Genomic DNA, 24,355 nt, shown 5'->3' on the forward strand with positions numbered 1-24,355 from the left:
CGGTCGGGCGACGGTGGACATTATCGGCACTTTGGTAGCTCAGTTCGTACGTCAGGTGGTAGATCGGGTCGAGGGAGGGAAGCTGTGACGTCGGTATCCAGGCCAGCGGGCCCGGCAGCCACGCCATCGTCGAGGTCGAGCAAGGTCAACCTGCTGCCCAAGGATCTCGGCAGCCTCGCCCGCGGCCTTCCGCCGGCTGAGCCGGGCACGCTGTTCGTCCTCGGATCCAACGGTGGGATGAGCGTCGCGCCCGACGCCGGTTTCCCGGTGGTGTTCGGACGTAACGAGCCGGACGTGCACGTCTGCGTCGGAGCGGACGATCCTCATGTGAGCCGGCGCCACGGCTACCTCACGTTCGAGGGTTCGCAGTGGGTGCTGACGAACGTCGGCAGGCTGCCCATCCGGTTCCCGGGGTCGCGGCTGGTGCTCGGCGGTGACCGGGCCGAACTGCCGGTGGCCTACACGCCGCTGTTCATCGTCGCCCCGCAGCAGGAGCACCTGCTGGAGGTACGCATCGCCGCGAAGGTGCCGCCACCGAGCGCGGACGGTGGGTACGAAGCCGACACACGCCGCCGTGACGTCTGGTCGCTGAGTCCGGTCGAACGCCTGGTGCTCGTGTGTCTCAGCCAGCGGTACCTTCGGGACGATCCCCAACCGCAGCCGCTGACGTGGGCCCAGGTCGCCGACGAGCTGAGCGAGCTGCGGCCCGCAGAGAAGTGGACCTGGCGCCGGGCCGCCCACGTCGTCGTGAACGTACGCAAGCGGCTGAGCGGCCGAGTGCGCGGGCTCCTGGAGGAAGAGGTACCCCCGCCGGTCGGCAACACACTCAACCACAACCTGATCATGGAGCTTCTGGTCACCACGACCCTCGGCAAGACCGATCTGCTCCTGCTCGACGAAGAGTCGGCAGAGTAGTCCCGGTGGGACGGTGGTCGGGATCCGCCCGCGGGGGTCGTGGGATTCGCCACCGCATCTCCGGTCGGCTGCGCTCCGCCGGACGCGCTCTTGTCATCGTGTGCCTCGCCGTCGCGGCCACGCAGGCGGCGTGGGGCGTCGTCGTCCCCGTCCTGCCGTTGTACGCCGAGGAGTTCGGCGCGAACGCCACCCAACTCGGCTTGCTCATCGCCCTGTTCGGCGTGGGTCGGCTGGTCGTCAACATCCCGGCGGGGATCCTGTGCGAGCGCCTCGATCCGCGCCGCCTTCTGTTGTGGTCGGTGGTGGCGGTCGTCCTGCTCCAGGTCGCGACGGCGTTCGCCCCGACACTCGACGTCCTTCTCGGACTGCGGTTCGCGGCGGGTCTCGCGGGCGGGATGGCGATCACCTCCGGAATGACGCTCGTCGTCCACCTGACGAGGCTCGCCGACCGTGGGTCCGCGATGTCGCTGCTGCAGGGGTTCCAGCTGATCGGCGGCGCGTTCGGACCCGCCCTCGGTGGGCTGGTGGCAACACTCTGGGGCTATCGCGCGCCGTTTCTCGCCTGCGGGGTGATGGCCGCGCTGGTGGTGACGTTCGGGTGGCGGACGCTGTTGCGGACCGCCTCGCCGGGACGCACACCGTCCGACCCGCCCGCGAGTGCCGACGCGGACCGCGCGGTGCGTCCGCAGGCCCGTTCGGCCGTACGACGGCTTCTCACCGACCGGAGTTACCTGGCGATCTGTGGTGTCGGTTTCTCGATCTTCCTCAACCGGTTCGCGGGAACGCAGTCCCTCGTTCCGATCATCGCCTACACCGTCGTCGGACTCGGTGTCGGGCAGTTCGGCGGGCTGTTGGGCATCGTGACCTTCGTCAACCTGATCATGGTGACGATCGCGGGCCGGCTGTCGGACCGGATCGGCCGGAAGCGGGTGATCGTTCCGGGGCTGGCGACCGTCGGTCTTGCCCTCCCGGCGTACGCGGTGACGTCGGATCCGCTGTGGTTCGCCTCCGTCGTCCTCGTCACCGGGGTCGCCCTCGGCTTCTCCGGCCCGACACCCGCCGCGTACATGGCGGATGTGGCGCCGGCCGACGGCCGCGGACCCGCCGTCGGCATCTACCGCACGGCGGGCGACCTCGCCGCTGTTGTCGGGCCGATCGGCCTGGGGTGGATCGTCGACCACGTGGGGTACCGGTCGGCGGTGCTGGTCCTCGCCACCGTGACTCTCCTGGCCGTCGGAGTGTTCGCCGGCATCGCCCGTGAGACCGTTTCCCGCCCACCGGTACGCTCCGGAGGCGAACCGCCCCCGGTGGGAACCCCGGGGATGGACGAATCGTCGTCAAGGTGACGACAGGGGCTTTGCCGATTCATTACCATGTCGCGCACACCACTGGATCCGCCCTGGGCGGAGGAGGACACCACCGATGCAGAGCAGGAACCCGGTCTTTTCGCGGCGCGATGCGTTCCGGTCGTCGGCCGGCTACGCCGCGGAAGCGTCGACCATGACCTCAGAACAACTCCAGGAGATGTACAACGCGCCCGCGCGGGAGGGCCTCGGCACCCGTCGCGACCGGATGACGATCGACGACGTGGTCGCCCGGACGGCGATGACGCTCGGCACGCTGATCATCGTGGCCGGAGCGACGTGGTACCTCGCCGAACCGCTACAGCCCGCGCACTTCGGTTGGCTGATCGGCGCCGCGCTCGTCGGGCTAGGGCTCGGGTTCGTCATCGGGCTCAAGCACATCACCAACCCCGCCGTGATCCTGTCGTACGCGGCGATCGAGGGTGTCTTCGTCGGCCTGGTCAGCAAGGTGCTGACGGCCTACGTCGGCGGTGATGCCGGGATCGTGGCGCAGGCCGTGCTCGGCACGCTCTGTGCGTCGGCCGGGATGCTGGCCGTCTACAAGTTCCGGATCATCCGGGTCACGCCGAAGTTCCAGCGCTTCGTCATCGCCGCGACGATGGGCTTCTTCCTCATCGTCATGGTCAACCTGCTGCTGGGGATGTTCGGCATCCATCTCGGCGTCAGCGGCTTCGGCGGCATCGGCCTGGTCTTCGCGATCATCGGCGTCGCGCTCGCCTGCTTCAACCTGCTGCTCGACTTCGACTACGTCGAGAAGGGCATTGCGCAGGGCGCGCCGAGCAAGGACGCCTGGTTCGCGGCGTTCGGGCTGACCGTCACGCTGGTGTGGCTCTACATCGAGATCCTGCGGATCCTCGCCATCCTGCGCGGCGGCGACTGACACCGCCGACGAGGACGACAACCGAGACGCCAGAGGGCCGCCGGCCACACGGTCGGCGGCCCTCTGTCATGTGTTCATGACGGACGGCCGCGGTGGCGGTCGCCCTCGCCCAGGGCTTGCGCGAATGACCACGCTGAGCATGCCAGTGGACGTCCGACAGGCGTCGGTGCCTGTCCCGGGTGCCACAGGCATGCTCAGCGTGGTCATTCGCAGTCCGGCACCACGGTTCGTCACGTGGCGAATCGTGAGGAACGGCGGTGGTATCGAGGGACTCAACCAGAGACGGACGGGCCCACTCGGTCGATCCGGATCCGGATCAGGCACCGCCGCTCCCGCCGCATCGCCGCGCGATAGTCGTCCCAGTCCGGGTGCTCACCAGCAACGGTGCGGTAGTAGTCGACGAGGTGGTCCATCGCCTCTGGCAGCGACACGATGTCGGCCGTGCCCTCGATCTGGATCCACGGTCCGAAGAATCCTTCGGTGAAGACGCACAACGCCGCGCGTGGATCGCGACGCAGGTTGTGCACCTTGTACGCCGGCTCGCGGGTGCTCACCGTCGCATAGCCTTCGGCGTCGAGGCCGGCAAGGATCGGGGAGAGCTGCGGCATACCGTCAGCGCGGAACGTACTCAAGACGCCGCGATGATGGTCACGCAGGAACGCCCGGGCCTCGTCGACGTTCATCTCGCGATCGGCTGTTGGTGAGGGGTTAGGCGAAGTTGCGCTGCGCGCGGCGAAGGTCGTGCTCGTGCACGATCGCCGTGGCGTGTCCGTGGGCGATGCCATACTCGTTGCGGAGCCAACTGACCCGGTCTTCGAACCTCAGGAACGAAGGGCCACTTTCTAAGGCACTGATCCACTCGGGAAGTTCGCGCCCGGTTGCGCGTGGGAGCCGGGCGAGGAGGTTTTTATGGGTCTCTTCGGAGTGGTTCAGAGCCATGACGGCCTCCCGGGGGTTTCGGGTTCACAGTAGGTCCATGCCCACGAGACTGCCTGACGAACGCACGGGAAACAACCCCCTCCGCCCAACCCGGCGAATCGGGCGCTTGCGACACGCCGACATCCAGGCAGAAACCCTGCCGTTACGAGCCGGACGCCTCCACGACGCGCGCGGGGAAGCCGCCGCGGGCGACCGGGCCCCAGCGTTCGATCTCGATCTCGATGAGGCACTTGCCCTGACGCTGCATGGCGGCGCGGTATTCGTCCCAGTCGGAATGCTCGCCGCTGATGCACCGGAAGTACTCCACCAGCGGCTCGATCGCCTCCGGCAGGTCGAGCACCTTCGCGGTTCCGTCGACCTGGACGTACGGATCGGACCAGCCGGCCGACATCACGCAGATGCTGACCTGGGGGTTGCGACGGGCATTGACGGCCTTGGCGCGTTCGGGATAGGTCGACACCACGATCTTGTCGTCGCGGTTGAGTCCGCAGGTGACGGGGGACAGCTGGGGACGGCCGTCGCGGCGCACGGTCGCGAGCGTGCCCTGATGGCGCGTACGCAGGAAGTCCAGCAGCTCGGCCCGGTCGGGCGTGGTGGCGGTGGCAATCGATGGGCTCATGACCAGGGAGTTTAGAACCCTCGGCGAGCCGGCAAATGACCACGCTGAGCATGCCTGTGGGACCCAGGCAGCTCAGCTGGCCCTGTCGGGCTACCGCTGGCATGCTCAGCGTGGTCATTTGCACCCCGCAGCGGAGCCGGTGGCGGGTGGATCGCCTTCCGTCGTCGGGTCGCCGTCCGGGTCAGGACAGACGTTCGAGGATGACGGCCATGCCCTGGCCGCCGCCGACGCACATGGTCTCGAGACCGATCTGCTTGTCGCGCCACTGCAGTCCGTTGAGCAGCGTCGTCATGATCCGGGCGCCAGTCATGCCGAACGGATGCCCGAGCGCGATCGCGCCTCCGTGCACGTTGAGCTTGTCCCACGCGATGCCGAGGTCCTCGGCGGACGGGATGACCTGGGCGGCGAACGCTTCGTTGATCTCCACCAGGTCGATGTCGTCGATCGTCATGCCGGCGCGGGTCAGGGCGCGCCGGCTGGCCTCGACCGGGCCGAGCCCCATGATCTCCGGCGAGAGGGCGGACGCGGCGGTGGCGACGATTCGGGCCAGCGGGGTGATGCCGAGCCGCTCGGCGGTGTCGGCCGCCATGATGACCACCGCGGCGGCACCGTCGTTGAGCGGGCAGCAGTTGCCGGCGGTGATGGTGCCGTTCTGTCGAAAGACCGGCTGCAGCCCGGCGACCTTCTCCAGCGTGGTGCCGAACCGCGGGCCGTCGTCGGCGTCGACGAGCGTGCCGTCGGCCAGGGGGTACGGCGTGATCTCGCGGGCGAAGAAGCCGGCCTTCACCGCCTCCTCGGCGAGGTTCTGCGAACGCACCCCGAACTCGTCCTGGATCGCCCGGCCCACTCCACGCGACGTGGCGAGGTTCTCGGCGGTGTGGCCCATCGCGACGTAGATGTCCGGCAGTTGGCCGTCGTCGCGCGGGTCGTGCCAGGTGGCGTTGGTTTCGGCGTACTCCGCGGTGCGCGCCCTGGCGGCGGCGAACAGCGGGTTCTGGGTCTCCACCGGGTCCACGCCGGCGCTGCCGTATCCGCTGTAGCGCGACACGCACTCCACCCCGGCAGAGACGAAGATCTCGCCCTCACCAGCCTTGATGGCGTGGAACGCCATCCGCGCGGTCTGCGCACTCGAGGCGCAGAACCGGTTGACCGTCACCGCCGGCACCGTGTCGAGCCCGAGTTGGACGGCGACTCGCCTGGCCATGTTGCCGCCGTGTTCGTCGCGCGGCTCTGCACAGCCGAGGTAGATGTCGTCGATGGCGGTGGGTTCCAGCTGCGGAACCTTGGCCAGTGCGGCCTGGATGGCGAACGCCGCCAGGTCGTCGGGTCGGACGCCGGTCAGCGAGCCCTTGCCCGCGCGTCCGATGGGAGTACGGGCGGTGGCGACGATGACAGCGTCGGACATGAGCGTGGTTCCCTCCGTGAGCCGCGGCGACAGTCTCAACCGCCGGATAGTTACCGCTTGGTAATGTCGAGGCTAGTACGCTGGCCGCCGTCATGGGTAGGAGTCGGCGCCCCCGACACGGTGAGATAGCGGGCGTGCAACTGCCCGCAGGCCGCTTCGAGTGAATCGCCGAACTGTTGCCGTTTCGTCGTTCGTACGCCCGCCGCGGCGAGCACCGCCAGGAACCGGCGGATCTGCGCGGGTTTGGGCCGCCGGAACTCTGGCGTCACACCGGCCGCGGGGTTGTAGGCGATCAGGTTGACGCAGAACAGCTCGGGCCTGGCGAGCTTCCCCACGAGGTGGGCCAGTGCCCGGGCGTGGTCCTCGCTGTCGTTGTGGTTGTCGATCAGGAGGTAGGCGAGATAGGCCTTCCGCCGCGTCGCGGTGACATGCCCGTCGAGGATCTCCAGGCACCGGGCGAGCGGATACCTGCGTTGCAAGGGGATCATCTCCGCCCGTTCGTCGTCGTACGGCGAATGCACCGACAGCGTCACGTTGACCTGCGGGTGGTCGTCCACCAGGCGTTGCAGGCCCGGCGCGAAACCGACGGTCGACACCGTGATCCGGCGCGAGCTCATGGCGTGGAAGTCCTTGTGCTGCAGGAGATCCAGAGCGGTGAAGGTGTGCGGGTTGGCCAGCGCCTCACCCATGCCCATGAACGACACGCTGTCAACCCCGCCTTGCCGATGCGCGAAATGGAGTACCTGGTCGCAGATCTCGTCGGCCGCGAGGTTGCGGACGAGGCCGACCGCGCCGGTGGCGCAGAACGTGCAGCCGAGTCCGCACCCCACCTGCGTCGACACGCACAGGGAGGTCCAGCCCGTGCTGTAGCGCGAGTACACCGTCTCGATCCGCGCACCCTGGCGGCTCTCGAACAACACCTTCTCGACCTGATCGCCTTGCTGCGTGGCGATCGGGGTGAGTCCCAGCAACGAAGGGCCGAACTCGGCGGTGAGGCGTTCCCGCAGGCGGACCGGGAGTTCGGTCATCCGGGCGGGTTCGGTGATGCCGCGCCGGTAGACGGCGCGGAGGATCTGCTTCAGCCGGTACGAAGGCTCTCCGGAGTCGGCCAGGAACTCCTGCAGGGCGGCGTACCGGGTCCGCGACAGAGCCGGTAGCACGTGAACGCACGCATCAGTGGGGCCTCCAGACAGGGGGCGAACGAACGTATCCAGGTCGGGAAAGGCCCATGCGAACGGCACGTGACGCGCCAACGTCGAGACAGGCGCGGCTCAGAGGCCGAAGGCGCCGGGAGAACGACGGGCACGAGGAAGGACCGGTCGGAGGGGCCGGTCAGCGCGTCACATGCGAACCATTGTGGTGGTGCGTGGCCTTCGCGGTCAAACGCGTTGCCGGCCCTGCGTCCCCACCTTGGTCGGGGACCGGCGGCTCATGATCATGCGTAGCAAACCGGTGGTCAGGGCGGGTCGAAACCACTGGTTTGCCGCGCATGATCATGGCCGAGGCCGACCGAACGGGTCCGCGTAGTAGTTCGGGTCCGCCAGTCGCTGGCCTGGCGTGGTCCACGGTGGACCATCCGTTCAGGTCGTCCACGCCATTCGGTGCTCTGGTCAGTCGGCCCAGCCGAATTCCACCGCGACCAGGACGGTGAGCTCGATCTCCCCCGCCTCCACCGGTGCCGATGCCGAAGCAGCCAGCGCCACGGCATCGGCCGCCGCGAACTTCGCCGACCTTCGGGCCACGGAAGACCGGCCAGATTCCTCGTGGACGGCGAGCACCGCACCCAGCGGTCGGTCGGCGAGCCGGGCAAGCTGCTCCGCGCGGTGGCGGGCGTCGGCCATCGCCAGGTCGCGCGCCCGGTCGGCGTACGCCTGCTCGTCGCTGATCGTCAGCCCGGACCCCTCCACCTGCGCGGTGTCACCGCCGGCGGTCAGGATGCGTTCGAGAATCTCACCGGCGGAGTCGACGTCGCGTACCCACACCCGGAGCCGCTGGACGGCCTGGTGCTGCACCGGCGCGCCCTGGCGCCTCCGGTACGACGACAGCTGCATGCCATGAGTCTGTCGATCGGAGGACGCAACGCCTGCGGCCGCGGCGGCAGTGACCATCGACTCCATCGACGCACTCGCCTTGCTCATCGCTTCGCCTGCGGAGGGTGCAGTCACCTGCGCGGCGAGGGCGAACGTCGCGATGTCCGGGACGGCCTGAACGACGCCACGGCCGACCACGGCGACACCTGTGAAGGGTGGGCCGTAGCCGGCGATGTCCGCGTTCATCGCACGATTATCGCCGTTCGAGGACGATGACAGGGATCTGGCGGTCGGTCTTCTTCTGGTACTCGTCGTAGTCGGGCCAGATCGCCGCCATCGTCGCCCACAGGCGCGGCTTCTCCTCAGGTGCGGCGTCCCGCGCCCGCGCCTGGAAGTGTTCGTTGCCTACCTGGACCTCGACGTCGGGATGGGCGCGCAGGTTGAGGTACCACTCCGGAGGAGTGTCCGAGCCTCCCTTGGACGCGACCACCAGATAGTCGTCGCCGTCGCGGCCGTAGATGAGGGGAGTACGCCGGCGCTGTCCGGTCTTGCGTCCGGTCACGGTGAGAAGAAGCGTCGGAGCGTCCTTGTACCAGATGTGGCCCTTCTCGCCATCGGAGTCGAGGTACTCCTTGGTGTGGGCGGCAACCCAGTCGGTCGGGCTGTCGGTGGGCGCGCCGGCGGCGCCGTCGTTCACGCTCATGTGCCGTTCTCCTCTTTTGGCGAAAGGTCCCGCCGCCTTCGCCCGGCCGGGACATCCTCCACGTCAACGTCACCGGGGCCAGGCTTCATCCCACCGTGTTCGGAGGTGACCATCGCGACGGTCAGGCGGTCTCGCGCTCGGTGGAGAAGATGCTGTCGACAGGTGCCGCCCCGCTCTGCCGGCGCTGTCGCAGCAGCGCCCACCGCCCGCGAGGCCCGGACTCGGCACCCGCGACATCGGCGGCCGCGACCTCGGTGCCAGGATCGCGGGCGGCGCGGATCGCGGCGAAGGAGATCGGGAGGATCTGCCCGTCGCCGAGGGAGACGTCGCCCTCCTCGTCCTCCGGCCAGTGGCCTAGCGCCGCGGCGAGCGAGGGGAGGAGCGCGACGGCCGCACTCGCGTAGCCGGTTGCCGACGGGTGGAAGCGGTCCGGTCCGAACAGCTCCCTGGGGGCCGCGGCGAACTCCGGTCCGAGCAGTGACCCGAGCGAGACCGTGCGCGCGCCTGCCTCGACGCAGGCGATCGTCTGGGCCGCCGCCAACCGCTGGCTCCACCGCCGGGCGAGCTGGCGGAGTGGGAACGCCAGCGGCTCGACCGTGCCCAGGTCGGGACAGGTGCCGACGACGACCTCGCAGCCGGCGTCACGCAGCCGGCGTACGCCTTGGACGAGCAGGCGTACCGACTCCGACGGAAGGGTGCGGTGGGTGACGTCGTTGGCGCCGATGATCACGAGAGCGACATGTGGCTTGGCGGCTAGTGCCAGGCCGACCTGGCGGTCGAGGTCGTCGGTCTCTGCGCCGGACACGGCGACGACCCGCAGGTCGACCGGACGTGCGGACAGAGCGGCCAGGCCGGTCGCCAGGAGTCCGCCGGGTGTCTCGTCGGCGGTCGCGACGCCGAAGCCGCACGCGGTGGAGTCGCCGAGAACCGCGAACGAGATCGGGTCCGAACTGCCCTCGCCGTAACGTCCGTCAGCGAAGGGTGGATGGCCCACCGGTGCACCAATGGTGCGCTTCGCGAGCATTGCCTCGGCGACGAGGACGGCGACGAGGGTGCCACCGAGAAGACCCGCTCCGCCTCCACCGACCGCCGCCGCGGCGGCCAGCTTGCGTGCAGCTCGAGCCTTACCCACTGGGTCCTCCCTTTCATGGCCTCAACTGACCTGGTCGCTGGCCGGGCGCTCCGGTTACGAGGTTGTGTCGAGCCGGACAGTCTCCTGAAACCCCTGGAGGCTCAACGAACCGGGGCCTTGCCGGGATTCCGGCGGCACGCTACGCCACTAGCTGGTGACAGCAGGCGGCGAACGCACATGGCGAATCCGCCACATCCGTACCGAAACAAGGACTCCCCGACGTACTTCCCTCCTGTCCTATTGTCAGTCCTGGCGGCGCGCTGAGGTTGCGGGACGCGCCGGATCGACGCCGCGGCGACCGGACCGAGCAGCCCGACATTAGAGTGCAGGCGTGCAATACCACGACTCGCTGCTGTCCCTCGTCGGCAATACCCCGTTGCTCCGGTTGACCCGATGTGCGCAGGATGTCGCGGGCCTGCTGCTCGCGAAGGTCGAGTACTTCAATCCCGGTGGCAGCGTGAAGGACCGGATCGCGCTCCGCATGGTCGAGGCGGCCGAACGCGAGGGGGCGCTGCGGTCCGGCGGCACGATCGTCGAGCCGACCAGCGGCAACACCGGCGTCGGCCTCGCGATCGTCGCCCAGCAGAAGGGCTACCACTGCGTTTTCGTCTGCCCTGACAAGGTGAGTGAGGACAAGCGCAACGTCCTGTCGGCCTACGGCGCCGAGGTCGTGGTCTGCCCCACCGCCGTACCCCCTGATCATCCGGACTCCTACTACTCCGTCTCCGACCGCCTGGTGAAGGAGATCAACGGCGCGTGGAAGCCCGACCAGTACTCCAACGCGAACAATCCCCTCTCGCACTACGAACAGACCGGGCCGGAGCTCTGGGAGCAGACCGACGGCCGGATCACCCACTTCGTCGCGGGCATCGGGACCGGCGGGACGATCTCCGGCGTCGGCCGGTACCTCAAGGAGGTCAGCGACGGCCGGGTCCAGATCGTCGGCGCTGACCCCGAGGGGTCGGTCTATTCCGGCGGAACCGGACGTCCCTACCTCGTGGAGGGCGTGGGCGAGGACTTCTGGCCGAGGACGTACGACACCGGCATCTGCGACCGGGTGATAGCCGTATCCGACGACGACTCGTTCGCCATGACCCGCCGGCTCGCCCGCGAGGAGGCACTGCTCGTCGGCGGGTCGTCCGGCATGGCGGTGGCGGCCGCCGTGCAGGTCGCGCGGGAGGCGGGCCCGGACGGCGTGGTCGTCGTGCTGCTGCCTGACGGTGGGCGCGGCTACCTGTCGAAGGTCTTCGACGACGACTGGCTCGCGCACTACGGCTTCCTCGACACCGAGAGCACCGAGACCGTCGGCGAGGTACTCCGCCGCAAGACCGGTGCGATGCCGCCCCTTGTCCACACCCACCCGAACGAGACGATCGCCGAGGCGATCGACATCCTCCGCGAGTACGCCGTATCGCAGATGCCGGTCGTCCGCGCCGAGCCGCCGGTGATGGCGGCCGAGGTGGCCGGTTCGGTGCACGAGCGGCACCTGCTCGAGGCCCTGTTCTCCGGCCAGGCACGCCTGGCAGACGCGGTCGAGCAACACATGTCGCCGCCGCTGCCGTCGTTGGGTGCGGGTGAGCCGGTGTCGACCGCGGTCAGCCTGCTCGAGAACGCCGACGCGCTGCTGGTACTCGATGACGGTAAGCCGGTCGGCGTTCTCACCCGTCAGGACCTGCTGAGCTACCTCGCAGGCGGGGCGTGAGGGTTGAGCGTCACGCGTCCAGGACGGCGCTGAGTGCCTTCCAGCGGGCGATCTCGCAGCCGTTGCGCTTGTCGTACGACGCGGAGACTCGCTGTCCGCGCCAGGTGCCCTCGACCGTGGCGCGAGCGGGTCCGCCGTAGATCTGGGTGCACATGGCGTCGGCGGGTACGGGGGCGAAGGGGTGTTTCGCCGCCTCGATCGCGCTGATCGCGGCGTCGGGCCGCGGATGCGTACCGCCGAGTGGGTCCTCGGCGAGCTCCCAGGTCCGTGGGGGCGCGTCCGGGTTGGCCCACACGGTGATCCGGAGCCGGGTGCGTGCGGTGCTCGCGGTGCTCATGGACCTATCCAACCGCCAGGCGACTGGGCGAAACGCGTCGGCGGGTCGGGTCGGGATGATCGGGTTCCTGCGGCCGAGAGGAGAACGCGATGTCGACGCGCTTTACAGGGTGTGGGCGCCGGGCTAATCTACAACCAAATGGTTGTAGATGAGTTGTCTGACGAGGCCGTGGACCACCTCTTCCACGCGCTGGCCGACACCACCCGCCGCGACATCCTCCACCGCTGCGTCCGTGGCCAGCCGTCGGTGTCGCGCCTGGCGGAGGCCTACCCGATGAGCTTTGCCGCAGTACAAAAACACGTCGCGGTGTTGGAGCGGGCCGGTCTGGTCACCAAGCAGCGCAGCGGACGGGAGCAGCGCGTACGGACCAACCCCGATGCCGTACGCCGGGCGCGGCACGCCCTCGACCTGCTCGAGACCGCCTGGCGTGGGCGGGTCGACCGAATGTCCGCGCTGCTCGCGGGGGACACCGAACCGGAAGAGAGCATGCCGACCAGAGGAGAAGACAGGTGAGTGTCACCCGCGTCGAGAAGGACTTCGACAGCCTCACCCTGACCCTGGTCGCCGACTTCGACGCCCCGATCGAACGAGTGTGGCAGCTGTGGGCCGACCCGCGGAAGCTGGAACGTTGGTGGGGCCCGCCGAGCTGGCCGGCGACGGTGGAGGAGCACGATCTGAGCCCCGGCGGTGAGGTCACCTACGTCATGACAGGCCCAGAGGGCGAGAGGTCCCGCGGCTGGTGGCGCGTCAGCTCGGTCGACCCGCCGAGGTCCTTGGAGTTCATCGATGGGTTCGCCGACCACGACGGGACACCGGTCGCCGACATACCGACCACCACCGTGCGGATGGAGCTCACCGAGCACGACGGCGGCACCCGGATGCGGGTGCGCTCGGTCTTCGACTCCCGGGAGCAGATGGAGTACGTCGTGCGCGCGGGCGCGCCAGAGGCCTTTGCCCAGGCGGTCGGCCAGATGGACGCCCTCCTCACCAGCTGACCCGGTGGGCCGGCCGCGCCAACCGGCGGGCCGGCATATCGAAACTGTTCACACAACCGAAGGAAGCACACGATGGCCAAGATCATCTCCACCCTGTTCATTTCACTCGACGGCGTGGTCGAGCCCGATGAGAGCTGGCATTTCCCGTACTTCGACGAGGCCATGGGTGCGGCCGTGAACGAGGACTACGGCACTGCCGACACGTTGCTGCTGGGCCGGGTCACCTATGACAGCTTCGCGCGGGCCTGGCCCGACCGTGAGGCCGCGGGCGGCGAGGACGCGGTGTTTGCGAAGATCATCGGCGACCTGCGCAAGGTGGTCGCGTCGCGGCAGCGGCTCGAGCTCGGGTGGCGGAATGTCGAGCTGATCGACGGCGACCTCGTGGCGGCGGCGGGGGCTCTCAAGGCCGACCCGTCGGTCAAGGGTGTGCTCATCCCGGGCTCGGTCTCGGTGGTACGCCAGCTCCTGGCGGCCGGGCTGATCGACGAGCTGCGTCTGCTGGTGCACCCGGTCGCGGCGCGGCACGGGTTGAAGTTGTTCGACGACGGCGAGCCCGCCTACCACCTGCGGCTGCTGAAGAGCGAGGCCTTCCCGACCGGCGTCGTACGGCTGATCTACGCGCCCACGCAGGCACCCGGAGCGGAGTGAAGCAAAGTCGCTCGGTGCCGCCAGGCTCCCTCCAGAAGGGTGCCTGGCGGCGCCGGTCGCGACTTCTCACGGTCGTCCTGCCGGCCATGTGCGGGCTCTTTTACCCCCATTCGGGCTCGGGCGTCACTTCGACGAAACAGGGGGTTCATAGCGTCACCGTCCAGCGGGGACCAGGTTGACCATCCCGGGAGGACACACGTGACGAGCCTCGACACAACTCCTGCGCCTCCGACAGAGCGCAGGCCCAAGGGCCGGTGGATCGACCACTGGGAGCCCGAGGACGAAACCTTCTGGAGGATGACCGGCCGCAGGGTGGCGACCCGGAACCTCATCTTCTCGATCTTCGCCGAACATCTCGGCTTCTCCGTCTGGCTGCTGTGGAGCGTCGTGGTCGTCAGCCTGCCGGCCGCGGGGTTCAACTTCACCGTCGACCAGTTGTTCTGGTTGGTGGCGCTGCCGAACCTGATCGGCTCGACGCTGCGACTGCCGTACACCTTCGCGGTGCCGAAGTTCGGCGGTCGCAACTGGACGGTCGTGAGCGCGCTGCTCCTCGCCATCCCGACCACGCTGCTCGTGATCGCGGTGAGCAACCCGGCGACCCCGTTCTGGATGTTCCTCATCGTCGCGGCCACGGCTGGCTTCGGCGGCGGCAACTTCGCCTCGTCGATGACCAACATCTCGTTCTTCTACCCCGAGCGCAGCAAGGGGCTCGGTCTCGGTCTCAACGCCGCCGGTGGCAACCTCGGGACCAGCACCGTCCAGTTCGGTGTGCCGATGGTGGTCGCGATCGGTGGAGGACTGTCCCTTGCGAACGCCGGGCTGATGTGGATGCCGCTCATCGCGGCTGCGGCGATCGGCGCCTGGTTCTTCATGGACAACCTCACAGTGTCCAAGGCGCCGGTGCAGGGCCAGTTGGGCGCGTGCAAGCGCCCGCACACCTGGGTGATGGCGTTCCTCTACATCGGGACGTTCGGCTCGTTCGTCGGCTACACGGCGGCGTACCCGCTGCTCGCCAAGACAGTGTTCCCGGAGTCGACCGCGCTGAAGTACGCCTTCCTCGGCGCGATGCTCGGCTCGCTGATCCGGCCGGTTGGCGGCTGGCTCGCCGACCGGATTGGTGGCGCCCGAGTCACGCTCTGGGTCTTCGTCGCCATGGTGGGCGGCATGCTGGTGCTGTTGACGGCCGTGAACTCACATTCGATCGGGCTCTTCATGGCTGCGTTCGCCGTGCTGTTCGGCGCAAGCGGGGTCGGCAATGGTTCGACGTACCGGATGATTCCCGCGATCTTCCGGAACTACGGTCAGCGCGACCAGGAGGCGGGCATCCCGAACGCACTCAAGATCAGCCTTACGGAGGCAGGTGCGGCGATCGGGATCATCTCCGCGGTCGGTGCGTTCGGCGGCTTCCTGATCCCGCGGGCGTACGGCATGTCGCTCGCGTCGACCGGATCCGTGGCCACGGCAGTCATTGCGTATGCGATCTTCTACGCGGTCTGCTTCGCGGTGACCTGGTGGTTCTACCTACGCCGGCAGCTGCTGGTGTCGGTGGCGCCGAGCCTCGCGAAAGCCTCGGTCTGACGGGAGTACGCAAGGACGCGTGATTCTCGCGCCGCCTGACCGGCCTCGGGCCCGGTCAGGCGGCGCTGTCGTTTCTGGCCCGGCCGATCGGTGCCGCGCTCGGTGACGATGCACGCCAACGCTTCGATGCAGGGCGAATTCACCGTGTTTCGCTCGGAATGATCACGCATGTGTGATCATTCCGACACCCAGGTGGTTCCCCGGCAGGTCAGGCGTGAAGTGAGGGGTCGTTAGCAGTCCGGAAACAGAAGGGAAGCAGGCTCGAAACCGCCCCAGCGCACGCTCGACGATATGTCCCGAGCCGCGACGCACTGCCCATACTGCGCACTGCAGTGTGGCATGTACCTGGCGAACGGCGCGGGTTCAGGCACGGTGCAGGTGACGCCGCGCCCCGCCGGCAGTAACCGCGGCGGGCTGTGTCAGAAGGGCTGGACCTCGGCCGAACTCCTCACCTCCACCCACCGGCTCACCACCCCGCTCATCCGCTGGCGGCGCGGCGATCCTCTCGAACCGGCGTCGTGGGACGAGGCGTTGTCGTTCATCGCGACCAACCTCCGCCGGCTTCAGGGCGACCACGACACGGACACGGTGGCCGTCCTCGGTGGCGGCGGGCTGACCAACGAGAAGGCGTACGCGCTCGGGAAGTTCGCCCGCGTCGTCCTACGAACGAAGAACATCGACTACAACGGCCGGTTCTGCATGTCGTCGGCCGCCGCCGCCGGGAACAAGGCGTTCGGCCTCGACCGCGGGCTGCCGTTCCCGGTGAGCGACATTGCCGAGGCGGGCACGGTCATGCTGGCCGGCGCCAACGTCGCCGAGACGATGCCACCGTTCCTGCAGTACCTCAGCGCCCAGAAGGAGAACGGCGGGCACCTGATCGTCGTCGATCCGCGGGTCACCGAAACCGCTCGCCAGGCCGATCTGCACCTGCAGATCACACCCGGCACGGACCTGGCGCTCGCCCTGGGCATGCTGCACATCGCGATCATGGAGGGATACGTCGACCGGGCGTACGTCGCCAACCGGACGAGCGGGTTCGACGCCGTACGACCGATCGTCATGAGCTACTGGCCCGAGCGGGTCGAACGCGTGACCGGCGTACCGGTGAGCCAGCAGCGCGAGGCCGTCCGCCTCCTCGCCGAGGTCGACCGGGCGCTGGTCCTCACCGCCCGCGGCGCCGAGCAGCACGCGAAGGGTGTCGACACGGTGAGCGCGTTCGTCAACCTCGCGTTGGCCCTCGGCCTTCCGGGTACGCCAGGCAGCGGCTACGGCTGCCTCACCGGGCAGGGCAATGGCCAGGGCGGTCGCGAGCACGGGCAGAAGGCCGATCAACTGCCGGGCTACCGGATGATCGACGACCCGGCCGCCCGCGCCCATGTCGCGGCGGTGTGGGGCGTGGATCCGACCACGATCCCGGGCAAGGGGCCGAGCGCGTTCGAGTTGATGGACTCCCTCGGCGGCGACCAGGACGGCCCGCGGGCGTTGCTGGTCTTCGGCACCAATCCGGTCGTGTCCGCACCCGCGGCCGCGCGGGTCGAGCAGCGGTTCCGGGAGCTTGACCTGCTCGTCGTCGCCGACCTGGTGCTGTCCGAGACGGCGGCGCTTGCCGACGTGGTGCTGCCCACCGCGCAGTGGGCCGAAGAGGACGGCACCATGACCAACCTCGAAGGGCGGGTGATCCGCCGCCGACGGCTCCGCCAGCCGCCGGGCGAGGTCCGCACGGACCTGGAGATTCTTGCCGGCCTCGCGGACCGGCTCGGATGTGGTGGGGCGATCAACCCGGACCCGGAGCGGACGTTCGCCGAGCTCGGGCGGGCGAGTGCCGGGGGAGTGGCGGACTACTCCGGCATCACCTACGCCCATCTGGACACCTCGGACGGTGTCTTCTGGCCGTGTCCCGGCCCGGGGCATCCCGGGACGCCGCGGCTGTTCCTCGACAGGTTCGCGACGCCGGACGGCCGGGCGCGCTTCGTCCCCGTCGAACACCGAGCGGCCGTCGAGGACATCGACGCCGACTATCCCGTCTACCTCACGACCGGCCGGGTGCTCGCGCACTACCAGAGCGGCGCACAGACCCGGCGCATCGACGCCCTGCATACGGCCGCGCCGGCCGCGTTCGTCGAGCTGCACCCCGATCTCGCCGAGCGGTACGGCATCGCTGACGGCGACGACATCCGCGTGACGAGCCGCCGTGGCACCGCGACCGCACCCGCGCGGGTGACCGAGACGATCCGTGCCGACACGGTGTTCATGCCGTTCCACTGGGGTGGTGCCGGCCGGGCGAACACCCTCACCAACCCGGCGCTCGACCCCACGTCGCGGATGCCGGAGTTCAAGGTCTGTGCCGTACGCCTGGAACGCGTGGCCGGCCGTACGCAACGAGAAGCAGGCGCTGCCGCCGACGCCGGCGCCTTCGAGAAGCTCACGACAGCGGAGGTGCATGGGTGAGCGTTGTGGTGGTCGGCAACGGCATGGCCGGTGCGAGGTTCGCCGCGGAGCTGCGGTCCCGCGAGCCGCGCCGGCCGGTCGTGGTGTTCGGTACCGAGCCGGGTCGGGCGTACAACCGGATCCTGCTCTCCAACCTCCTTGCCGGAAAGGTGGGCGAGGAGGATCTCGCCCTGGCCGAGCCGCCAGGGGCGCTCGACCTCCGGACCGGCGTCGACGTCGACGCGATCGACCCGGAGACGAAGACCGTGCACGCCTCCGACGGCACGACGACGCGGTACGACACCCTCGTCCTGGCGACCGGCAGCCGCGCGATCGTTCCCCCGATCGACGGGCTCTGGAAGGACCCCGAGACCCTGATCGACGGGGCCGAGACGTTCCGCACGCTCGCCGACTGCCGGCGGATCCTCGTCGAGGCCGAGCAGGCGCGCAAGGTGGTCGTCCTCGGCGGCGGCCTGCTCGGGCTGGAGGCCGCCCGTGGGCTCGCGCAGCGCGGTCTGGAGATCGAGGTGGTCCACGCCCGCGGCCACCTGATGGACCGCCAGATCGACCCGGACGCGAGCCGAATCCTCATCTCGACCCTCGCCGAGCTCGGGGTGTCCGTACGCCTCGACGCGGTGACCGAGGAGGTCATCGCCACCGAACCCGGTGGTGGCGGCCGGCTGCGCGGCGTGCGCCTGGAGGACGGTACGGAGATCGAAGCCGACCTGCTGGTGATCGCCTGTGGCGTACGACCGAACCCCGACCTCGCCGCCAAGGCCGGCCTGCTGGTCAACCACGGCATCGTGGTCGACGACCGGATGCGCACGTCGGACCCGTCGATCTACGCGATCGGCGAGTGCGCGGAGCATCGCGGCAAGGTCTACGGCCTGGTCCAGCCGGCGTGGGAACAGGCCAGGGTGGCAGCGGAGGTCATCAGCGGCGGCGGCGGTGCGCACTACACCGGCTCGCGCCTGGTCACCAGGCTGAAGGCGTCCGGGGTGGACCTCGCCTCGATGGGTGATCCGCACGTCGACGCGGACGGCGCGGAGGTGGTGACCTTCGCCGACCCGACCAGGCGTACCTACCAGAAGGTCGTCATCCGCGACCAGCGCGTCGTCGCGGCGATCCTGCTCGGCGACAGTCCCACCGTCGGGACGCTCACGCAGGCGTTCGACCGGGAGACACCGGTGCCGAGCGACCCCCGGTCGTTGCTGTTCCCGCGCGGCGGTGGGCAGTCGGCCGAGCCGGGCATGGTCTCCGCGGCCACCACACTGTGCCGCTGCAACGGGGTGACCGCCGGGGCGATCGTCCGGGCCTGGATGGGCGGTGCCCGCACGCCGACCGAGGTCGCTGGGGCGACCCGCGCGAGTACGGGATGCGGGAGTTGCCGGGACACCATCGCGAGCTACGTCACCGCTCTCGCGGCCGATGCCCAGCAGGGTGGCTCGGACTCCGCCGCGTCGGTACCGCAACCGGAAGGGGTCGTCGCATGACCGGGCGGAGTGAGGACATGCATCAGGACAGCATGGGTCCGGCACGCCGGAAGCTGGTCGTCATCGGCAACGGCATGGTGGGTCAACGGTTCGTCGAGGCCCTCCGCGCACGCGACGAGGAGGGCACCTGGCAGGTCACGGTGCTCGCCGAGGAGAGCCGTCCGGCGTATGACCGGGTGGGGCTGTCCGCCTACTTCGAGGGGACCACGCCGCAGGAGCTTTCCCTTGTCCCTGAAGGGTTCTACGACGACGATCCGGCCGTCACGCTGCGGCTCGGCGAGGCGGCGGTCGGGATCGACCGCGAGCGCCGGGTGGTGGCGACGGCGGTGGGGGAGTATTCCTACGACGCCTTGGTGCTCGCCACCGGCTCGTACCCGTTCGTCCCTCCGGTGCCGGGGCACGACCTGCCGGGTTGCTTCGTCTATCGCACGATCGACGATCTGATCGCCTTGGAGTCCTACGCCGCCGGGCGCCGGGTCGGGGCGGTCGTCGGTGGCGGGCTGCTCGGTCTGGAGGCCGCGAACGCGCTACGGCTGTTGGGACTGCGTACGCACGTGGTGGAGTTCGCGCCCTGGCTGATGCCGACGCAGCTCGACGAGGCGGGTGGTGCGATCCTGCGCCGCCACGTCGAGGCGCTCGGTCTCGACGTACACACCGCGACGAAGACCGAGCGCATCGAAGCCGGTGCCGACGGCTCAGTCGCCCGCATGGTGTTCTCGGGCGAACAGAGCGAGAGCGCGGACGACGACGCGGACGCCTCGCCCGCGATCGATGTCGACATGGTGATCTTCGCGGCCGGCATACGCCCACGCGACAACCTCGCCCGTGAGTGTGGTCTCGCGATGGGTGAGCGCGGTGGTGTGGTGGTCGACGAGACCTGCCGCACCTCCGACGACTCGATCTACGCGATCGGCGAGGTCGCCTGTGTCGGCGGGCGGGTCTACGGCCTCATCGCACCCGGCAACGCCATGGCGGACGTCGTGGCGCAACGTCTCCTCGACGCCGACGGGAGCTGCGAGGCGAAGGTCGAACGCATCGACACCTCGACCAAGCTCAAGCTGCTCGGCATCGACGTCGCGAGCTTCGGCAACACGACCGGGGAGCTGGATGTCGTCTACTCCGACCCCGCCCATGGCATCTACGCCAAGCTCGCCTTGACAGACGACGCGCAGACCCTGCTGGGCGGAATGCTGGTCGGCGACGCCTCTGCCTACGCGACGCTTCGGGCAAGTGTCAACAGTCCCTTGCCGGGCAAGCTCGCCGACTTCCTGGGCTCGGGTGAGGTCAACGGAACCCTGCCTGGGACCGCGCAGGTCTGCTCGTGCCATGCCGTGACCAAGGACGAGATCCTCACCGCGGTCGGCGACGGTTGTGCGGACGTGCCCGCCTTGAAGGAGTGTACGAAGGCGGGCACCGGGTGCGGCTCCTGCGTTGTCCTGCTGAAGTCCCTGCTCGCAGGGGCCGGAGTCGAACAGTCCAAGGCGATGTGCGAGCACTTCGACTACTCGCGCCAGGAGCTGTTCGACATCATCAAGGTGCGTGGCCTGCGGACGTTCTCGGAGACCGTGGCGACGCACGGCCGGGGGCGCGGTTGCGATATCTGCAAGCCGGCGATCGCATCCATCCTTGCCAGCTTGGGAAACGGACACATTCTCGACGGCGAGCAGGCCGCGCTGCAGGACACCAACGACCACTTCCTCGCCAACCTGCAACGCAACGGGACGTACTCGGTGGTGCCGAGAATTCCCGGCGGCGAGGTCACACCGGAAAAGCTCATCGTCATCGGCGAGGTCGCCCGCGACTTCGGCCTCTACACGAAGATCACCGGTGGGCAACGGATCGACCTGTTCGGCGCGCGGGTCGAGCAGCTGCCGAAGATCTGGAAGCGGCTCGTCGACGCAGGCTTCGAGTCGGGGCACGCCTACGGCAAGGCCCTGCGTACCGTGAAATCCTGCGTAGGAACGACCTGGTGCCGTTACGGTGTGCAGGACTCGGTGGGACTCGCGGTCGTACTGGAGCTGCGCTACCGGGGTCTGCGTTCGCCGCACAAGGTCAAGGCAGCGGTGTCCGGGTGCGCACGCGAGTGTGCCGAGGCCCGGAGCAAGGACGTCGGCGTCATCGCCACCGAGAACGGTTGGAATCTCTTCGTGGGCGGCAACGGCGGCTTCAAGCCGCGGCACGCGGATCTGTTCGCCACCGACGTCGACACCGAGACGCTGCTGCGCTACATCGACCGGTTCCTGATGTTCTACGTCCGTACGGCCGACCGCCTGCAACGCACGGCGACCTGGATCGAGAACATGGACGGCGGCCTCGACCACCTGCGCGAGGTCATCATCGACGACTCCCTCGGCATCTGCGCGGAGCTGGAGGAGGCGATGGAACGCCATGTCGAGAACTACGTCGACGAATGGCGCGCGACCATCGAGGACCCGGACAAGCTCCGCCGGTTCGTTTCGTTCGTCAACGCACCCGACACGCCGGACCCGTCGATCCAGTTCGTGAGCGAACGCGGGCAGCCGATCCCGTCCGACTCGCCCACCCTCATCGCCGGACCCACGCTGAACATCGGTGCGACCAACGGAGAGCACGCCCCGACCAACGGAGGGCGTGGCCCGGCCGGCCGCGTCGAGACGTCCGCAACAGGAGGTTGACAGATGACCGCAGTACTCGGAAGCGGGACGCAGAGCCTTGTCCGGCAGTGGGTTCCCGTGTGCAGGTACGACGACCTGATCCCCGAACGCGGTGTCGCGGCACTCGTGGGTGAGGTCCAGGTCGCGATCTTCCGTACGTACGAGGGGGAGGTGTACGCCGTCGGCAACGCTGATCCGTTCTCTGGTGCGTACGTCATGTCGCGCGGCATCGTCGGCAGCGCGGGCACGACGCCGACCGTGGCGTCGCCGATGTTCAAGCAGGCGTTCGATCTGCGGACCGGCCAGTGCCTGGCCGAGCCCGGCGTCGCCATCCCGGCGTATCCGGTCTCGTGCGAGGGCGGCATCATCAGTATCGCCGTCGAGGGTCCGTCGTGACCACGACCGACCCGGTGGCACCGGTGGCGGGTTCGATCGGGCCGCAGGGCGGTTCGCAGGGTGCCCCCGGCGGCGCGTCGGATGCCGTACCCCATGGTGGGTCCAAGGGTGGCAGGGACGGGCTGAACGAGCTGCCCCCGCTCACGGGGTTCACCGTCGGGGTCACCGCCGCCCGACGACGGGAGGAGCTGGTCGCGCTCCTGGAGCGCCGAGGTGCACGCGTGGTGGAGGCACCCGCGATCCGGATCGTCCCGCTGTCGGACGACCAGGCGCTGCAGAAGGCGACCCGCGCCTGTGTGGTCGGTGGGCTGGACGTCGCCGTCGCGACCACGGGGATCGGTTTCCGCGGCTGGATGGAGGCGGCCGAGAGCGCGGGTCTCGCCGACCGGCTGTACGCCACGCTGACCGACTGCCGGTTGCTCGCCCGTGGGCCCAAGGCACAGGGGGCGATCCGCGCCGCCGGCCTCGCCGAAGAGTGGTCACCCGCATCGGAATGCCTGAGCGAGGTGCTGGAACACCTGCTGGCGGGTGGCGTACGCGGGCTGCGGATCGCGGTGCAGCTTCACGGTGAACCCCTGCCGGACTTCGTGGCGGCGCTGCGGGCCGCCGGCGCGACGGTGATCGAGGTGCCCATCTACCGTTGGGTCCTACCGGAGGACGTGTCCCCGCTGGTACGGCTGGTCGAGCTGATCAAGCTGGGCTACGTCGACGCCGTGACCTTCACGAGCGCTCCGGCGACGGCCGCGCTGCTCGAGGTGGCCGGCGCGGACCGCAACGCCGTCCTCGACGCGTTCCGCGGAGACGTCCTCGCGGCCTGCGTAGGACCCGTTGCCGCCGGACCGCTCCTCCGCCATGACATCCCGATCGTGCAGCCTGCGCGCGCCCGGCTGGGCGGCCTCGTCCGGGCACTGACCGACCGGCTGCCCACCCACCGGACGCGTACCGTCGATGTCGCGGGGCACACTCTGGAGATCCGCGGCCATGCGGTGGTGGTCGACGGCGCGATGAGGACGCTCGCCCCGGCGCCGATGACGTTGCTGCGGGTCCTCGCCGAGCGCCCCGGATGGGTCGTGTCGCGGGCCGAACTGTTACGTGCTCTGCCGCGAAGCGCGGACGGGCACGCCGTCGAGATGGCGATCGCGCGGCTGCGGGCAGGACTGGGGGACTCGCGGATCATTCGTACGGTGACCAAGCGGGGTTACCGACTCGCGGTCGAAACCGCGGAGGTCTCCTGAGCGGAGCGGTCGACGTCGACCGTGCCTGCCAGCACGAGGTCTGCGCGGGTGCGCGTGGCCGCGATCAGCTCGGCGTTGCGTTCGTCGCTGCCGAGTGCCCAGGCGCGGGCGTCGTCCGGTGACTTGCCGTACGCCTGGTGCCGGGCGATCAGCCGTTCATGACGTACGTCGGCCGGCGGATCGAGAAACCACACCTCGTCGAGGAGGGTACGCACGGACGACCAGGGCTCGGCGGTCATGAGCAGGTAGTTGCCCTCGGTCACGACCAGTCCGACGTCGTGGTGGACACCGATCGCCCCCGCGATGGGTTCCTCGATCTCCCGGTGGAACCGGGGCGCGTAGACAAGTTCCTCGCGCCCGTCCCGTAGCCGTCGGAGCAGGGCGACGTAACCGGCCGCGTCGAACGTGTCGGGCGCACCCTTGCGGTCGCGGCGATCCAGGCGGTTGAGCTCGGCGTTGGCGAGATGGAATCCGTCCATCGGGACGTAGTGCGCGGCGTGCTCGCCACCTCGTTCGACCAGCGCCGTGACGAGGCCGGTCGCCAGCGTGGACTTCCCCGCACCGGGCGCGCCGACGATGCCGAGGAGGGTGCGGGTGCGGCGCCCGGCGGCGTCGCGCGTGAGCGCCTCCGCCCGCTCGACGAGCTGCTCGAAGCGCAGCGGTGCGGCGCTCCGGTCGCTCACGTCGGTCGCGTCGTTCCCCTCGGTCGCGTCGGTCGCGATCCCGTTCCCGTCGTCGGGTTCGGACGGTGGTGAGGGCGTGAGGTCCACGGGTCCCTATCCTCGCCCTTCGTACGTCGGGTGGCCAGCTCCTGCCAACAGCCGGTTCCCAGCGCGTGTGCGCCCGAGCGCTGCCCGACTTACGCGCGTGAGCGCCGCCTGACTTACGCGCGTGAGCGCCGCCTGACTTACGCGCGTGAGCGTC

Annotated in this window: 23 protein-coding genes; 13 read left to right on the forward strand and 10 right to left on the reverse strand. The window is 69.3% G+C overall.

Annotated features, from left to right (window positions below):
• Nucleotides 1–84: 84 nt before the first annotated feature.
• From ABN034_RS05010 to ABN034_RS05020, 3 genes are all read left to right on the forward strand, one after another.
• Nucleotides 85–915: an FHA domain-containing protein gene (locus ABN034_RS05010; RefSeq protein WP_349689794.1), complete on the forward strand. Its 831-nt coding sequence runs from the start codon at nucleotides 85–87 to the stop codon at nucleotides 913–915.
• Between the two features lie 5 nt (nucleotides 916–920).
• The gene (locus ABN034_RS05015; protein WP_349689795.1) at nucleotides 921–2,261 is read left to right on the forward strand and encodes an MFS transporter; all 1,341 of its coding nucleotides are present in this window, start codon (nucleotides 921–923) and stop codon (nucleotides 2,259–2,261) included.
• Between the two features lie 76 nt (nucleotides 2,262–2,337).
• On the forward strand, nucleotides 2,338–3,159 hold the full coding sequence (locus ABN034_RS05020) for a Bax inhibitor-1/YccA family protein (RefSeq protein WP_349689796.1): 822 nt from the start codon (nucleotides 2,338–2,340) through the stop codon (nucleotides 3,157–3,159).
• 272 nt (nucleotides 3,160–3,431) lie between these two features.
• Here ABN034_RS05020 and ABN034_RS05025 read toward each other — a convergent pair whose 3' ends face one another.
• From ABN034_RS05025 to ABN034_RS05060, 8 genes are all read right to left on the reverse strand, one after another.
• Nucleotides 3,432–3,842, reverse strand: a complete 411-nt coding sequence (locus ABN034_RS05025; RefSeq protein WP_349689797.1) for a PPOX class F420-dependent oxidoreductase — start codon at nucleotides 3,840–3,842, stop codon at nucleotides 3,432–3,434.
• 25 nt (nucleotides 3,843–3,867) lie between these two features.
• Nucleotides 3,868–4,098, reverse strand: coding sequence for a DUF4287 domain-containing protein (locus ABN034_RS05030; protein ID WP_349325426.1), 231 nt, complete (start codon nucleotides 4,096–4,098; stop codon nucleotides 3,868–3,870).
• A gap of 142 nt (nucleotides 4,099–4,240) precedes the next feature.
• The gene (locus tag ABN034_RS05035) at nucleotides 4,241–4,717 is read right to left on the reverse strand and encodes a PPOX class F420-dependent oxidoreductase (protein WP_349325425.1); all 477 of its coding nucleotides are present in this window, start codon (nucleotides 4,715–4,717) and stop codon (nucleotides 4,241–4,243) included.
• Between the two features lie 181 nt (nucleotides 4,718–4,898).
• A complete protein-coding gene (locus ABN034_RS05040; protein ID WP_349689798.1) occupies nucleotides 4,899–6,122 on the reverse strand; it encodes an acetyl-CoA C-acetyltransferase in 1,224 nt (407 codons plus the stop codon).
• A gap of 50 nt (nucleotides 6,123–6,172) precedes the next feature.
• On the reverse strand, nucleotides 6,173–7,282 hold the full coding sequence (locus tag ABN034_RS05045; protein WP_349689799.1) for a radical SAM protein: 1,110 nt from the start codon (nucleotides 7,280–7,282) through the stop codon (nucleotides 6,173–6,175).
• A 450-nt stretch (nucleotides 7,283–7,732) separates the two neighbouring features.
• On the reverse strand, nucleotides 7,733–8,398 hold the full coding sequence (locus ABN034_RS05050; RefSeq protein ID WP_349689800.1) for an SIMPL domain-containing protein: 666 nt from the start codon (nucleotides 8,396–8,398) through the stop codon (nucleotides 7,733–7,735).
• Between the two features lie 7 nt (nucleotides 8,399–8,405).
• Nucleotides 8,406–8,855, reverse strand: a complete 450-nt coding sequence (locus ABN034_RS05055) for a nitroreductase family deazaflavin-dependent oxidoreductase (RefSeq protein WP_349689801.1) — start codon at nucleotides 8,853–8,855, stop codon at nucleotides 8,406–8,408.
• Between the two features lie 121 nt (nucleotides 8,856–8,976).
• Entirely contained in the window at nucleotides 8,977–9,987 is a 1,011-nt protein-coding gene (locus ABN034_RS05060; RefSeq protein ID WP_349689802.1) for an SGNH/GDSL hydrolase family protein, read from the reverse strand.
• A 331-nt stretch (nucleotides 9,988–10,318) separates the two neighbouring features.
• Here ABN034_RS05060 and ABN034_RS05065 point away from each other — a divergent pair, with 331 nt between their 5' ends.
• Nucleotides 10,319–11,689: a cystathionine beta-synthase gene (locus tag ABN034_RS05065; protein ID WP_349689803.1), complete on the forward strand. Its 1,371-nt coding sequence runs from the start codon at nucleotides 10,319–10,321 to the stop codon at nucleotides 11,687–11,689.
• Nucleotides 11,690–11,699: 10 nt separating this feature from the next.
• On the opposite strand, the gene ABN034_RS05070 is transcribed toward ABN034_RS05065, so the two are convergent.
• Complete coding sequence (locus ABN034_RS05070) at nucleotides 11,700–12,026, reverse strand: SSI family serine proteinase inhibitor (protein ID WP_349689804.1); 327 nt, start codon at nucleotides 12,024–12,026, stop codon at nucleotides 11,700–11,702.
• A gap of 138 nt (nucleotides 12,027–12,164) precedes the next feature.
• Between ABN034_RS05070 and ABN034_RS05075 the strand changes: the two genes are divergently transcribed.
• The 9 genes from ABN034_RS05075 to ABN034_RS05115 all read left to right on the forward strand — a co-directional run bounded on the left by ABN034_RS05075 (nucleotide 12,165) and on the right by ABN034_RS05115 (nucleotide 23,431).
• The gene (locus ABN034_RS05075) at nucleotides 12,165–12,539 is read left to right on the forward strand and encodes an ArsR/SmtB family transcription factor (RefSeq protein ID WP_349689805.1); all 375 of its coding nucleotides are present in this window, start codon (nucleotides 12,165–12,167) and stop codon (nucleotides 12,537–12,539) included.
• Nucleotides 12,536–13,021: an SRPBCC family protein gene (locus ABN034_RS05080; protein ID WP_349689806.1), complete on the forward strand. Its 486-nt coding sequence runs from the start codon at nucleotides 12,536–12,538 to the stop codon at nucleotides 13,019–13,021. Before ABN034_RS05075 ends, ABN034_RS05080 begins: the two co-directional genes overlap by 4 nt.
• Before the next feature lie 72 nt (nucleotides 13,022–13,093).
• Entirely contained in the window at nucleotides 13,094–13,669 is a 576-nt protein-coding gene (locus ABN034_RS05085) for a dihydrofolate reductase family protein (protein ID WP_349689807.1), read from the forward strand.
• Between the two features lie 297 nt (nucleotides 13,670–13,966).
• Nucleotides 13,967–15,247 carry an MFS transporter gene (locus tag ABN034_RS05090; protein ID WP_349689808.1) on the forward strand — a complete coding sequence of 427 codons (1,281 nt, stop codon included), beginning with the start codon at nucleotides 13,967–13,969 and terminating at the stop codon, nucleotides 15,245–15,247.
• Nucleotides 15,248–15,538: 291 nt separating this feature from the next.
• Complete coding sequence (locus tag ABN034_RS05095) at nucleotides 15,539–17,695, forward strand: molybdopterin oxidoreductase family protein (protein ID WP_349689809.1); 2,157 nt, start codon at nucleotides 15,539–15,541, stop codon at nucleotides 17,693–17,695.
• Complete coding sequence (locus ABN034_RS05100) at nucleotides 17,692–19,167, forward strand: FAD-dependent oxidoreductase (RefSeq protein WP_349689810.1); 1,476 nt, start codon at nucleotides 17,692–17,694, stop codon at nucleotides 19,165–19,167. The genes ABN034_RS05095 and ABN034_RS05100 overlap by 4 nt, the downstream gene beginning before the upstream one ends.
• Nucleotides 19,164–21,821: a nitrite reductase large subunit NirB gene (gene nirB / locus ABN034_RS05105; protein ID WP_349689811.1), complete on the forward strand. Its 2,658-nt coding sequence runs from the start codon at nucleotides 19,164–19,166 to the stop codon at nucleotides 21,819–21,821. Before ABN034_RS05100 ends, nirB begins: the two co-directional genes overlap by 4 nt.
• A 3-nt stretch (nucleotides 21,822–21,824) precedes the next feature.
• Nucleotides 21,825–22,196 (forward strand): nitrite reductase small subunit NirD, encoded by a 372-nt coding sequence (gene nirD, locus ABN034_RS05110; protein ID WP_349689812.1) that lies wholly within the window; start codon nucleotides 21,825–21,827, stop codon nucleotides 22,194–22,196.
• On the forward strand, nucleotides 22,193–23,431 hold the full coding sequence (locus tag ABN034_RS05115; RefSeq protein ID WP_349325410.1) for a uroporphyrinogen-III synthase: 1,239 nt from the start codon (nucleotides 22,193–22,195) through the stop codon (nucleotides 23,429–23,431). The genes nirD and ABN034_RS05115 overlap by 4 nt, the downstream gene beginning before the upstream one ends.
• On the opposite strand, the gene ABN034_RS05120 is transcribed toward ABN034_RS05115, so the two are convergent.
• Nucleotides 23,395–24,201 carry a nucleoside/nucleotide kinase family protein gene (locus ABN034_RS05120; protein WP_349689813.1) on the reverse strand — a complete coding sequence of 269 codons (807 nt, stop codon included), beginning with the start codon at nucleotides 24,199–24,201 and terminating at the stop codon, nucleotides 23,395–23,397. The two genes, ABN034_RS05115 and ABN034_RS05120, sit on opposite strands and share 37 nt — an antisense overlap.
• Nucleotides 24,202–24,355 lie beyond the last annotated feature (154 nt).

Source organism: Actinopolymorpha sp. B11F2 (assembly GCF_040195635.1).
In the GTDB taxonomy this organism is placed as follows: domain Bacteria; phylum Actinomycetota; class Actinomycetes; order Propionibacteriales; family Actinopolymorphaceae; genus Thermasporomyces.